Genomic DNA, 11950 nt, shown 5'->3' on the forward strand with positions numbered 1-11950 from the left:
AAAGCGCCGCGTTCCATGGAACGCGGCGCTTTTATCAATCGTCTGCTTTATCTGCTACTTTCTCGACCTGTGTCAGATACTTTTGCTGATAATAACGCAGCTTCTCTGCAAACTGAGGCGTAGACTTATATTCCTGCTTGGCATAGGCATGTGTGTCAAATTCCTCCGCGCCTTCGCCGAGCTGAATGGTATAAATCGCAATGTTGGAGCAATGGTCGCCTATTTTTTCCAAGTCGTGCACAATGTCAAGGAAGTGAATACCGGTTTGCATTGTACACTCACTTCGGCCCAATCTCTCAATATGACGGCTCTTGAGACGTTCCTTGAGCGTATCTACCACCTCTTCAACCGGCTCCACTGTTCTGGCAACCGATACCGAACGTGTTACATAGCCTTCCACCGTCAGGTCAAGCGCTTCACCGACCGCACTGCACATTGCGCGCAGCTCCTGCATCGCTGCCGGCGAGAACGACATATCACCCTGCCGGAACTCATCCACCCTGCCGAAAATATTCTGCGCATAGTCGCCGATTTTTTCGAAGTCAGAAAGTGAATGCATCATCTCAGCCAACTGCCGACGCTGATCCACCGAACGAATATTATGGATATTCGTGAGATAGCGACCAATCTCTACTTCCGCACGATCCAAAAAGCTCTCATTCTCACGGAAAACATCCTCTTTCGGCATACCTTCTCCAAACAATGGTTCGGTTGCCAAATGGAAATTCTGCTTGGCGGCATCTCCCATATCGGCAATGCACCGCTGCGCCTGCTCAAGCGCAAGCGACGGCGTGGTCAAAAAGCGCGGCTCAAGCTTGGAGAGCGGATCCTCCTGCACCTCTCCGGAGGGCACGCTCCATGTGGCCAATTTTACCAGCACTCCGGTAAAAGGCAGGAACAGAATCGTGCAGGTGACATTAAACAGCGTATGGAAATTTGCAATACCGCCCTTGTCAATCGCAGAGTTCCAGAAGGAAAATCCGACAGTATACTCAATCGCATAAACCGCGATCAGGAACACAATGGAACCAATCAGATTAAAATAAAAGTGAACCATCGCTGTACGGCGTGCGTTTTTCGATCCTCCCAACGAGGACAGAAAAGCGGTGATACAGGTTCCGATATTTTGTCCCAAAATGATGGGAATTGCTGCCGAATAAGTGATTGCTCCCGTGGTAGACAGCGCCTGCAAAATACCAACCGACGCCGAGGAGGACTGAATAATTGCGGTGACACCTGCGCCAACCAACACACCCAAAACCGGATTTGCAATCGTTGCAAACAGCTGTGCAAACTGCGGCAAATCAGCAAGCGGCGCAACCGAACTCTCCATCACCGACATACCGATAAACAGAATACCGAAACCGGAAAAAATATCCGCGATATCGCGTGTGCGGCGTTTTTTTGCCAGCATCATAATAATAACGCCCGCAAGTACAATCAGGTAAGCCAAATTTTTCGGCTTAAGCATCTGCATAAGCAGATTTTCGCTCACCGCTCCGCCGCTGTCCAGACGCAGGATTTGCGCTGTAATAGTCGTACCAATGTTCGCGCCCAAAATCACGCCAACGGACTGCCTCAGCGACATAATGCCCGCATTAACAAAACCGACTACCATAACGGTCGTCGCCGATGATGACTGGATCACCATCGTTACCACCATGCCCATCAGCAACGCCTTGAACACGTTTCCGGTCATTTTTTCCAGTGTCTTTTCCAATTTAGAGCCTGCGGCGCGCTCCAGACCCTTTCCCATTGTCGTCATGCCGTAGATGAACAGTGCCAAACCGCCAATCAACTGCACAATGGACAGCACGTTAAAGTCCATGGGTTTCCTCCGTTTCACATCTCTCTTACAAATCTCTGATGTTCCCCATACATTTCCCAGTATACTGTTTTCACTATTCTATGTCAACGATAAAAACTTTCTATGGAGGGATATTTTGTGAAAGCCCCGTTAATATTGATTTCCAGCGGACGTTTTATGGACACTTTGTCCATGAGCCGCCGCCAATCCGAATTATATGCCGCCTGCCTGTCCGCTGTCGGCGGTGCTGGTGTGCTATATAGCGGCACCTCCGCTGCTCCATTGGCGACGCGTTGTGACGGCTTGCTGCTGGCAGGCGGCGGCGATATTCATCCTGCCCGATACGGGCAGACATGTATCTGCGACCGACTATCCATCGATCTTGTTCGCGATACGGAGGAACAGGCATTGTTCGATGCTTTTTTTGCGCGCGGAAAACCTGTATTAGGTATCTGCCGTGGAATGCAGGCCATCAATGTCTTTCTCGGCGGCACCCTGCTGCAACACGCAGGCGACCACGCAAACTGCTGTCATACCATTCGCTGCACTGGCTGGCTCGCTGAACAAATTGGAGAAAATACAGTGGTCAACAGCTATCATCACCAGATTGTTGACCGCATCGCAAACACGTTGACAGCCGTTGCCCATGCACCGGACAAATCGGTGGAAGCGCTTGTCCATCCTTCTGCGGCCCTGCTTGGTGTGCAGTGGCATCCTGAGCGTATGGTGCCATCAGTATGTGAAGATGTAGCAGAGGTCAATCACCTTCCCCTGTTTTCCTGGCTGTGCGCACATTGCTAATACCAGTTTCCGAAACAGAAAAGGAGCGGGACAATTCCCCGCTCCCTTTTGTCCGTTATGTAATTTCACCGGTTGAGCAACCAAATTGCTGCATTAAGATACGCCGCGAACAGCAGCCACAACATGTATGGCACCAGCAACCATGCGGCGGTCGGACTGATTTTCCGAAAAGCTGCAATCGTTGCCGCCACCAACGCTATAAGCAGTACAAGCCATATGAGCGCAATACCGTACAAACCTGCGTTGAAAAATAGCAACGGCCAAACAAAATTAGCGGCAAGCTGCGCGCCGTACCATGTCAGTGCCCGCTTTTTCTCCTCTTGTGGTACGTCAGCCTTCCAAACCAACACACTGGCAATACCCATCAGCAGATACAATACCGCCCAGACTACCGGAAATACCCACGGCGGCGGTGCGAGTGGCGGCTGTACCAACGCGCCGTATGTGGCCATGCTCCCCATGGTCAGTCGACCAGCCAAACCGCCAACCGCTAACGGAAGTGCAATGCCTATTATCCAAACCCACAACACTGCTCTCCCTCCCTTTATAGTCAGGATATGGTCTGCCGCGCGTTTTTATGCTTGGGAAGTACTTTATAAAAAGCCGAGCAGCAACTCCTCTTCGGTCAGCGCTTGTCCGCAGCGTCGCCATCCTGCAGAGGGAGCATCTTTGCGCCGCAGTTCGAGCGGCTTTTTCTATCTTCGGGAGAAGATTGGTTGCAATATTCACACAATGGCATTATTACAGCTCCTTTTTCTGATAGGTATGCACACTGACGGCATAGCAGATCGCATAAATCGCAAGGCACGCGAACAGCGCAACCACCATCGGCAGTCCGATCGGTGCCGTCTCAATCTGATTGACCCCCTGTTTAATCCTATCCACTATGCCAGGGATAATACCGAACTTGACAATTCCCGCCATCGCCAGAATGGGTATCCAGACAACTGCGATCAGGATATACCGCGACTTCTCCACGCCGAATTTAAACGTCACCGCGAACATCAACCCCATCAGCAGCAGCGAGATCAACTCGCCTCCAAACAGACTGAGCATGTTTTCCATCATTGATGTTGATGGATCAACCAGCGAATAGACTACCGTCATTGCTACGGCCAGCACAAACAGTGCCACATTGACCAACAGTCCCATCAGATACTTGCTTCTAACCACTTCGTGCCGTAAAATCGGCAGCGACAGGCTGAGTTTATCCCAGCCATAGGCCTGATCCGAGGCGCACAGCGTTGCCGGTAACATGATGCTCAGCATAGCAACAATCAGGATGAAAAACATCGGGCCGCTCCATGCAAAAGCGGCGAACGCAAACACCACCAGAATGAACAGCATTGACCGGATTGACTGTCGAAAATTTATCCAGTCCGCATACAGCATTGCTTTCATCTTGCATCCTCTCCTCTGGTCAAAAACAGCATCATCTGCTCAATATTGACTGGCTCGACCGGCCAGTTAGTCGGCACACCATCACGGCGCACCAGCGCTTGGCATCCAAATTCTCCTATACGTTTGCCGCACACCGAAGACGGGTTGAGTGCGGCAAGTTGCTCTGCTGTGTAATGCAGCACACCATAGGTATCCAATATCACATCGCGCGGCTCAGATAAAACAATCCGTCCCTCATGAATGAACGTAATATAATCCGCAATTTTGTCCAGATCGCTTGTAATATGGCTGGACAGCAGGATCGAGTGCCCTTCATCCTGCATGAAGTCATAAAACAAGTCGAGAACCTCGTCGCGCACGACCGGATCAAGACCGCTGGTTGGCTCATCCATGAGAAGCAGCTCTGCATCATGCGACATCGCGGCGGCAATATTGACTTTCATTCGCATGCCTTTGGAATAGTCCTTGATTTTTTTACCTGCATCGATGCCAAACCGTTTTAAAAAACCGAAAAACTGCTCCGAATGCCAGTTTTGATATGCTTTTCCCATCAGCACATCTACCTGATGCGCATTCATCGTGTTGAGAAAGCAGCCATCTTCAAGCACCACGCCGATGCGTTCCTTGACTGCGCGTTCATCTACAATATTGTCCTGCCCCAGCAACCGGATGCTGCCCGCATCACGATGAATCAAATTTAAAATCGCTTTGATGGTTGTTGTCTTGCCTGCACCATTTTCTCCAATGAATCCCATCACACAGCCGCTTGGCAGTATAAACGAAACATCTTTTAGCCCAAATCCCTCATATTGCTTACACAGGCCGGCAATCTCCAATGCCTTTTCCATCAGATCCCCTCCTCAAATATCGCAGCCGCAATCTCAAGAAATTCATCCTTTTCCAGACTGCCCAAATGTGCGGCTTTTGCTGCTTCTTCCAGATATGTCTCTACCCGGCGAAGTTGTTCCTCGCGCAGCAGCTCCACTCTCACTGGGGCCACAAAACTACCGCGACCAGTCTGGCTGATGATGAACCCTTCCCTCTCCAGTTCTTCATACGCACGCTTGGTCGTAATGACGCTGATGCGCAGTTCCTTCGCCAGTAAGCGCATGGACGGCAACGCTTCACCCGATTTCAGTTCTCCGCCAACAATTTTAGCCTTGATTTGCCGTGCAATTTGCTCATAAATTGGTGTGCCATCCATATTCGACAGGACGATCTCCATTGCATCCTCCCCTCTCATATCGTATATACTCATTATATACAATATTAACAGTATGTCAACCCCTTGACAAAATTTTAAGCAAAAAAAGACGATCCGGCATCTACCGAATCGTCTTTCTTCTCTTTTTTAATACTGAATCGCAAAGGTTATTTGGACTTTGAACAAATCGCCATCGACAGAAACCATGAACGTACCACCGCAGGCTTCAGCATAACTTTTTGCGATCGCAAGGCCGAGTCCGCTCCCCTCGGTTGAGCGCGCCGCATCCCCGCGCACAAACCGCTCGGTGATCTCACTTGCATCAAAGTCCATGGCGTAGTTGGCAATGTTTTTCAGTTCAATCACTGCATTGCCGTCCTGTTCCGCAACGGATACAAACACACGCGTACCAGGCATCGCATATTTCACACAATTTCCAATCAGATTTTCCATCACGCGAGACATTTTCTTACCGTCCGCCCAAATCGGTATCTCATGCTCCGGGATATCGACTTTGAGTGTCAGCTTACCCTCGATAATCGCTTTATCCTGCTCACCCAATGCCTGCCGCACGAGTGTGCAGGCATCCAACCGCTCGCGGATAATCTGCTCTGCCCCCGACTGCACTTTAGAAATGTCAAACAGATCGCTCGTCAGGTTTTTGAGCCGCATCCCCTTCTGGTGAATGATTTTGGCATAATCGTTGGCTTCTTCCGGGGTCAGGTGCTCCTGACAGAGTAGATCGGAATAATTGAGAATCGAGGTCAACGGCGTTTTCAGGTCATGGCTGACGTTGGTGATGAGTTCACTTTTCATCCGCTCGGCGCGCACCTCGTTTTGCAAGGCAAGCTGCATGCCATCGCCCAACGAGTTGATGTCATCCGCCATCGAGGCAAAAACACCCTCGGGCATGTCGATAAGCTTATAACTCAAATCGCCGCTGCGCAGGCGCTTGAGCGCATCCACAACACGGTCAAAGCCGTCAATTCGCTTGAGCAAAAACCAAGCCGATACAGTGAACCATGCAATTCCAAGCAACAGCGGTGTCCACTCGCCGTCTATGCCGAACCACGTCGCAATGATCGCCAGAAGCGCACTGTATCCAAAAAAAACCAACAATACATTGCGGGTCTTGTAACTCTTGAACGCTTTGCGCCATAGATTCCCTTTACCTTGTCCTACACCATGCCGAACATTGCGAAGCAGATTGATTACCCAGCGGCAAAACCGAATTATTGTACGCCAGCACCAGCGAATCGCCCGCAGAATGAAGGAACGCTCGACAAACGTGCGATTTTTCATGTTGCGCACGAGCGAAAGAATCAGCTCCATCACCAACGCGAATGCACAGACCAGCAAAGCAGTGAGTAGCTTGGTCATTATCTCTATTGTACCGCTGTTATTACTGTAAAATACCATATCCAATCCAACGAATACCAATGCCGCTGTGCCAACCACTGTACCGCCAATCAGCAGCAAATTTAGTTCTACAAACATTCGGTCGATCAGCACCAGATGTACTTCGTCATCTTCCGGCCGGCGGCCGGTGACAAACAGCAGATAAATAAACGCTATGAGCGCGACAAAAAACGCAGCGATACTCCGGGTCACCGCCCCGTTAAAAATATTGCGACCCTGTTCCCATTCTGCACGCGGTATCGCCGCCTGCTCTTCGGTCATACGCAGAAGAATACAATCACCCTGCTGATACGTTTGCTCCGAACCTATGGCCGCACCGTTGATATAGTAATTATATGCTGCCTGATCCCATGTCTCATACTGGTATGAATAGAAGTTTGGCAAATTATTATAGCGACTTCCCGGCTCAATAACGACATAATAGAGTGATTTCTCCGCTTCCTCACGCGTCAAATCTGTGTTTTTCAGAACCACATCACCCAACTTGGCGTAATAATCACCGGCAAAATTCTCTTCCATCCGCTGAGCGACATATTGCTGCAAGCCGACCGACCGCAGCGCATCATCCAAAATACTTAATGCACTACTGAATTGACGATTGAGGATATCGGACTCGTCAAAGCTGGATTCCAGCGAATAGATACCACCATCTTCCATACTATTCTCATAAAACCACTGCGTTGCATTACCCAGTGTAAACCCGGCCACCGTCACACAGAGCAGACACACCACAAACGCAACACCCTTCAAAACAGGCGACCGCATCACCTTTTTCATGCTCCCTCACTCCTCTCTATCTTATAACCCACACCCCACACGACCTTGAGATATCGCGGCTCCTTCGGGTTGATTTCGATTTTTTCACGAATGTGACGCACATGCACCGCAATCGCATTGTCCGACACCACTTCATCATTCCATACCTGCCGATAAATCTCCTCGGTAGAGAATACCTTACCCGGATGACGGCACAGCAGTTCGAGGATTTTGTACTCAAGCGGCGTCAAGCGCACCGCCTCGCCGTCTACCGTTACCGTCTTGCTCTCCGTATCCAGCACCAGTCCACGAATGGCAATTTGCGACTCCGTCACCTGCATTGCGCCGAGCTGCGTATAGCGCCGCAGCTGACTTTTGACGCGCGCCACCAGCTCGGACGGATTAAACGGCTTGGTAATATAATCGTCCGCTCCCGCCGTCAAACCAAGAATTTTATCCGCATCCTCACTTTTGGCCGAAATCAGGATAATCGGAATGTTCTTGCTCTCCCGCACCTTGAGCAACGTCTTGATGCCGTCCAATTCGGGCATCATGATGTCCAGCAGCAACAGATGTACCGTATGCGTCATAACGATGTCCAACGCTTCCAGACCGTTATACGCCTTCTCAACCATGTAACCATCTGCCTGCAAAAAAATCGCAATACTGTCTACAATCTCCTTGTCATCGTCCACCACCAATACCGTAAGTTTCTCCATGGTGTCCCCCTCCTCTATAGCTCTATGTTAACAAAGGTTTCTGTAGATTTCCCCTATATAATTCTTAAGTTTTTCTTATTATTATCACAAAGCAAAAAAGAGACGCCGTCTTGGCGTCTCTTTTTTTGGAGGTACCACCCAGAATCGAACTGGGGATCAGGGAGTTGCAGTCCCACGCCTTACCGCTTGGCTATGGTACCAGATGTGGAGCGGCTGACGAGGCTCGAACTCGCTACCTCCACCTTGGCAAGGTGGCGCTCTACCAGATGAGCTACAGCCGCATATATTTGGTGCCTCCGGGCGGAATCGAACCACCGACACGGGGATTTTCAGTCCCCTGCTCTACCGACTGAGCTACAGAGGCAAATTTTCTTCAATCGAACAAGACTGAAGAAATGGCGACCCGGATGGGACTTGAACCCACGGCCTCCAGCGTGACAGGCTGGCGCTCTAACCAACTGAGCTACCGGGCCGAATCGCCGCCGCCGTAATCATCAGCGGCGAGATTTATTATATCGAAACATCAGCAAAATGTCAACACTTTTTTGACGATTTTTTTATTTTTCTGCATGCGCCAAAAGCTGTCGCAACTCTTCCCGCGAAAAAGCATAGACTTTATCGCAAAACTGACAGGTTACCTCACTTTTTTCCTGTTCTTCCGCCATTTTGCATAATTCATCTTTTCCCATACTGAGCAGAGCGCGCTCCACCTTCTCCCGACTGCACGCACAACGGTAGCCAATTGTATCTGTCTGCAAGAAATCCACCGCAAAGCCATCCAGCACGGCCTGCACGATTTGCTCGAGCGTCATTCCCTTATCTATCATCGCAGTCATCGGCTCTATTTTCGACAAATTAGCCTCCAAGCGGCCAATATCGGCATCCTTGACCCCCGGCATCAACTGCACCAGCCAGCCACCTGCGCACTTGACTGACCGGTCGGTATCCACCAGCACACCCAATGCGCACGCAGACGGAATCTGCTCACTCTCTGCAAAATAACGGGTCAGGTCCTCAGCAATCTCACCGTTAACCAGTGCGACCGTACCGGTAATCGGGTCTTTCAGCCCAATGTCCTTTATCACCATCAGATAGCCACGACCTACGCCGCTACCCACATCCAGTTTGCCGTCCGCACGCAGCGGCAGTTCACAGCCTGCGTTTTGCAAATAACCGCGCACCCATCCGTCCGCGTCGCCGACGCACACAATCGTTCCCAGCGGACCGTTTCCCTTCACCTGCACGGTGACCGATCCATCATCGGCTTTGAGCTGGCTGCCCATCATCGCCGTCGCAGTCAGCGTGCGGCCGAGCGCTGCGGTCGCCAGCGGCGTAGTATCGTGTATCTCCCGCGCGCGTTCAACCAAACCGGTCGTCACGGCGGCAGAAATCTGAATGCCCGCATCCCGGGCGATTGCGCGAAGTAATGTGTCGCTCATTTTTATTTAATCTCTCTTTCGTGCGGTAATATAAACCCGATCCTCCCCGCCCTGCACCGGCGAGAACGATTGGTCTCCATAGGTTTTAATTTCGGAAAATCCAGCCTTTTCCAACATAACAGTCAATTCCGGAATGGTGTAAACGCGTTCTTCATGTGCCTCCTGCGCGCGTGTCCAAGTCTCGCCGTCCCGTTCAAAAATATCGAACTGATAAGCACACAGACCGTCTTCAACTGCTGCCTGCCAGACGCAGAAAACGTCCTCATCCTCACGCACATAGCTATTTCCGTCGATGCGTGCAAACTTCTCAGGCGTATTGATGTCGAACACGAATAAACCTGTTTTAGGCTCCAAAAACAGGTGTACGCGGTCAAACGCCTGTTGCAATACGTCCGGTTCAGTCACATAATTCACGCTGTCCAGACAGCACAGGCACACATCCACCGTCCCAAATAAATCAAGACATTCCATTCTTTGATTGAGAAACAGCGGACGCGGCTGGCAATCAAAGGTGTTCTGCATGGCCTGCATGAGCATTTCGGAAGAAGCATCTACGCCTATCATATCGTATCCACGCTGCGCCAGCAGCCGCGTCAGACTGCCTGTGCCACAGGCCAAATCCAGCACAAGTTTAGGCTCCACTCCCTCGCGTGCAAACAGCGCAACAAAGAATTCTGCCCACTGCTCATAGCCCACATCATGCGTGAAGCGGTCATAGTATGCCGACAGGGTCTGATAACTATTCATCGTCTTCCTTTAAGCGGTCCAGCATTTTGCGATATCCGTCGGACCCATATACCAAACATTTGTTGACTCGACTGATTGTGGCCGTCGATGCTCCTGTTTCCTGCACGATATCGCTGTAAATACGGCCCTCGTCCAGCATCCGGGCTACCTGAAAGCGTTGCACCATTGCACGCAGCTCGGCAATCGTACATAAATCCTCAAAAAAATCATAACAATCTTCTACTGTCTTGAGCTTCAGGATCCCTCGAAACAAGATGTCCATGTCCTCATCTTTTAGCTTTCGATTCAAGACATATCCCTCCTACATACTTATTGCATTTCTATTATTTAATATTATAGCACAGCGCTTTCATAATGTAAAGTATGAAAACCAACTTGCACGATGTTCTTATTTCCCCTATCTCGATAAAAAAACGAACCGCATCCATTGGGGATGCGGTTCGTTTGGTTTTAGATTAAAAAACGTCTTATGCCTTGCCGTTGCAGCCGAGCACATGGATGAGCTTATGCGTAACCATATCCTTAACAGCCTGACGAGCGGGCTTGAGGTACTGACGGGGATCGAAGTGATCCGGATGCTCGTCAAAGTACTCACGAATGGTAGCGGTAATAGCCAGACGAATATCAGAGTCAATGTTGATCTTGCAGACAGACAGCTTAGCAGCCTGACGCAGCTCTTCCTCCGGAATACCGATTGCATCGGGCATCTTGCCACCGTGTGCATTGATGATATCAACAAACTCCTGCGGAACCGAAGAGGAACCATGCAGAACGATCGGGAAGCCCGGCAAACGCTTGGAGACCTCCTCCAGCACGTCGAAGCGCAGCGGAGGCGGAACGAGAATGCCCTGTTCATTGCGGGTGCACTGCTCGGGGGTGAACTTGTAAGCGCCGTGAGAGGTGCCGATTGCAATTGCCAGAGAATCGCAGCCAGTGCGCGAAACGAACTCTTCTACTTCTTCCGGACGGGTGTAAGAGGAATCCTCAGCGGAAACCTTTACGTCGTCCTCAACGCCTGCCAGTGTGCCGAGCTCTGCCTCAACAACGACACCATGCGCATGCGCGTACTCAACAACCTTCTTGGTGATCTCGACGTTCTCGTCGAACGGCTTGCTGGAACAGTCGATCATAACAGAGGTAAAACCACCGTCGATGCAGGACTTGCAGGTCTCAAAGTCCGGGCCGTGGTCCAGATGCAGCGCGATCGGAACGTCCGGGCACTCCTGAACCGCAGCTTCTACCATCTTCACCAGGTAGGTGTGGTTAGCGTAAGCGCGCGCACCCTTGGAAACCTGCAGTACAACCGGAGCCTTCTGCTCCTGACAGGCTTCGGTGATGCCCTGTACGATTTCCATGTTGTTTACGTTGAAGGCACCGACAGCATAGCCGCCCTCATAGGCCTTCTTAAACATCTCGGTAGTAGTAACTAGTGGCATAGTAAACTTCCTTTCCTACAAACAAATTAGCCTAAGCTGAATTCTTTCTTTATTTTATCAGTATGTTCGCGTAAAATCAAGAGCATCAGCGAAATTGCACCCATTTTTTGTGTTGGAGTACAATACATCCTGGACAGTTGAATAAAAAAGGATGAAGGATAGGGCCTCATCGGTTAAAGTTGAGTTGCGACACTTAACTTGACGAGAGGGGGCCATATCCT

Annotated in this window: 12 protein-coding genes and 4 tRNA genes; 1 reads left to right on the plus strand and 15 read right to left on the minus strand. The window is 50.5% G+C overall.

The genetic code is table 11. From position 1 onward, the window contains the following. Window positions 1–34: 34 nt before the first annotated feature. Window positions 35–1828, minus strand: coding sequence for a Na/Pi cotransporter family protein (locus tag ACTQ3V_RS12125; RefSeq protein ID WP_441467736.1), 1794 nt, complete (start codon window positions 1826–1828; stop codon window positions 35–37). Window positions 1829–1945: 117 nt separating this feature from the next. On the opposite strand from ACTQ3V_RS12125, the gene ACTQ3V_RS12130 reads away from it, so the two are divergent. Then, window positions 1946–2608, plus strand: a complete 663-nt coding sequence (locus ACTQ3V_RS12130; protein ID WP_441467737.1) for a gamma-glutamyl-gamma-aminobutyrate hydrolase family protein — start codon at window positions 1946–1948, stop codon at window positions 2606–2608. Window positions 2609–2673: 65 nt separating this feature from the next. Here the strand turns inward: ACTQ3V_RS12130 and ACTQ3V_RS12135 are convergent, their stop codons facing one another. The 14 genes from ACTQ3V_RS12135 to fba form a co-directional block, all read right to left on the minus strand. Next, the gene (locus tag ACTQ3V_RS12135; RefSeq protein ID WP_441467738.1) at window positions 2674–3138 is read right to left on the minus strand and encodes a TspO/MBR family protein; all 465 of its coding nucleotides are present in this window, start codon (window positions 3136–3138) and stop codon (window positions 2674–2676) included. Window positions 3139–3349: 211 nt separating this feature from the next. Next, complete coding sequence (locus ACTQ3V_RS12140; RefSeq protein ID WP_441467739.1) at window positions 3350–4009, minus strand: ABC-2 transporter permease; 660 nt, start codon at window positions 4007–4009, stop codon at window positions 3350–3352. Continuing rightward, entirely contained in the window at window positions 4006–4857 is an 852-nt protein-coding gene (locus tag ACTQ3V_RS12145) for an ABC transporter ATP-binding protein (RefSeq protein WP_441467740.1), read from the minus strand. The genes ACTQ3V_RS12140 and ACTQ3V_RS12145 overlap by 4 nt, the downstream gene beginning before the upstream one ends. Next, the gene (locus tag ACTQ3V_RS12150; RefSeq protein WP_441467741.1) at window positions 4857–5234 is read right to left on the minus strand and encodes a GntR family transcriptional regulator; all 378 of its coding nucleotides are present in this window, start codon (window positions 5232–5234) and stop codon (window positions 4857–4859) included. The genes ACTQ3V_RS12145 and ACTQ3V_RS12150 overlap by 1 nt, the downstream gene beginning before the upstream one ends. A gap of 126 nt (window positions 5235–5360) precedes the next feature. Further along, window positions 5361–7409: a sensor histidine kinase gene (locus ACTQ3V_RS12155; protein ID WP_441467742.1), complete on the minus strand. Its 2049-nt coding sequence runs from the start codon at window positions 7407–7409 to the stop codon at window positions 5361–5363. Next, entirely contained in the window at window positions 7406–8107 is a 702-nt protein-coding gene (locus tag ACTQ3V_RS12160; protein WP_441467743.1) for a response regulator transcription factor, read from the minus strand. The genes ACTQ3V_RS12155 and ACTQ3V_RS12160 overlap by 4 nt, the downstream gene beginning before the upstream one ends. 126 nt (window positions 8108–8233) lie before the next feature. After that, a tRNA-Cys gene (locus ACTQ3V_RS12165) sits at window positions 8234–8307 on the minus strand. 5 nt (window positions 8308–8312) lie between these two features. Further along, window positions 8313–8388, minus strand: a tRNA-Gly gene (locus ACTQ3V_RS12170). 7 nt (window positions 8389–8395) lie between these two features. Further along, window positions 8396–8471 (minus strand) — tRNA-Phe (locus tag ACTQ3V_RS12175). Between the two features lie 32 nt (window positions 8472–8503). Continuing rightward, window positions 8504–8580 (minus strand) — tRNA-Asp (locus tag ACTQ3V_RS12180). An 84-nt stretch (window positions 8581–8664) separates the two neighbouring features. Continuing rightward, window positions 8665–9546, minus strand: coding sequence for an Hsp33 family molecular chaperone HslO (gene hslO, locus ACTQ3V_RS12185; protein WP_441467744.1), 882 nt, complete (start codon window positions 9544–9546; stop codon window positions 8665–8667). A gap of 6 nt (window positions 9547–9552) precedes the next feature. Beyond that, window positions 9553–10293, minus strand: coding sequence for a class I SAM-dependent DNA methyltransferase (locus ACTQ3V_RS12190; protein ID WP_441467745.1), 741 nt, complete (start codon window positions 10291–10293; stop codon window positions 9553–9555). After that, a complete protein-coding gene (locus ACTQ3V_RS12195) occupies window positions 10286–10582 on the minus strand; it encodes a YerC/YecD family TrpR-related protein (protein WP_297283087.1) in 297 nt (98 codons plus the stop codon). The genes ACTQ3V_RS12190 and ACTQ3V_RS12195 overlap by 8 nt, the downstream gene beginning before the upstream one ends. Before the next feature lie 178 nt (window positions 10583–10760). Further along, window positions 10761–11729: a class II fructose-1,6-bisphosphate aldolase gene (gene fba / locus ACTQ3V_RS12200; RefSeq protein ID WP_441467746.1), complete on the minus strand. Its 969-nt coding sequence runs from the start codon at window positions 11727–11729 to the stop codon at window positions 10761–10763. Window positions 11730–11950 lie beyond the last annotated feature (221 nt).

Source organism: Candidatus Agathobaculum pullicola (genome assembly GCF_052117205.1).
Classification (GTDB): Bacteria; Bacillota; Clostridia; order Oscillospirales; family Butyricicoccaceae; genus Agathobaculum; species Agathobaculum pullicola.

Excerpts from the sequence above, each read along its gene's own strand:
- ACTQ3V_RS12125 (WP_441467736.1), bottom strand. The coding sequence starts at position 1,828 with ATGGACTTTAACGTGCTGTCCATTGTGCAGTTGATTGGCGGTTTGGCA.
- ACTQ3V_RS12140 (WP_441467739.1), bottom strand. The coding sequence starts at position 4,009 with ATGAAAGCAATGCTGTATGCGGACTGGATAAATTTTCGACAGTCAATC.
- ACTQ3V_RS12145 (WP_441467740.1), bottom strand. The coding sequence starts at position 4,857 with ATGGAAAAGGCATTGGAGATTGCCGGCCTGTGTAAGCAATATGAGGGA.
- ACTQ3V_RS12150 (WP_441467741.1), bottom strand. The coding sequence starts at position 5,234 with ATGGAGATCGTCCTGTCGAATATGGATGGCACACCAATTTATGAGCAA.
- ACTQ3V_RS12155 (WP_441467742.1), bottom strand. The coding sequence starts at position 7,409 with ATGAAAAAGGTGATGCGGTCGCCTGTTTTGAAGGGTGTTGCGTTTGTG.
- ACTQ3V_RS12160 (WP_441467743.1), bottom strand. The coding sequence starts at position 8,107 with ATGGAGAAACTTACGGTATTGGTGGTGGACGATGACAAGGAGATTGTA.
- hslO (WP_441467744.1), bottom strand. The coding sequence starts at position 9,546 with ATGAGCGACACATTACTTCGCGCAATCGCCCGGGATGCGGGCATTCAG.
- ACTQ3V_RS12190 (WP_441467745.1), bottom strand. The coding sequence starts at position 10,293 with ATGAATAGTTATCAGACCCTGTCGGCATACTATGACCGCTTCACGCAT.
- fba (WP_441467746.1), bottom strand. The coding sequence starts at position 11,729 with ATGCCACTAGTTACTACTACCGAGATGTTTAAGAAGGCCTATGAGGGC.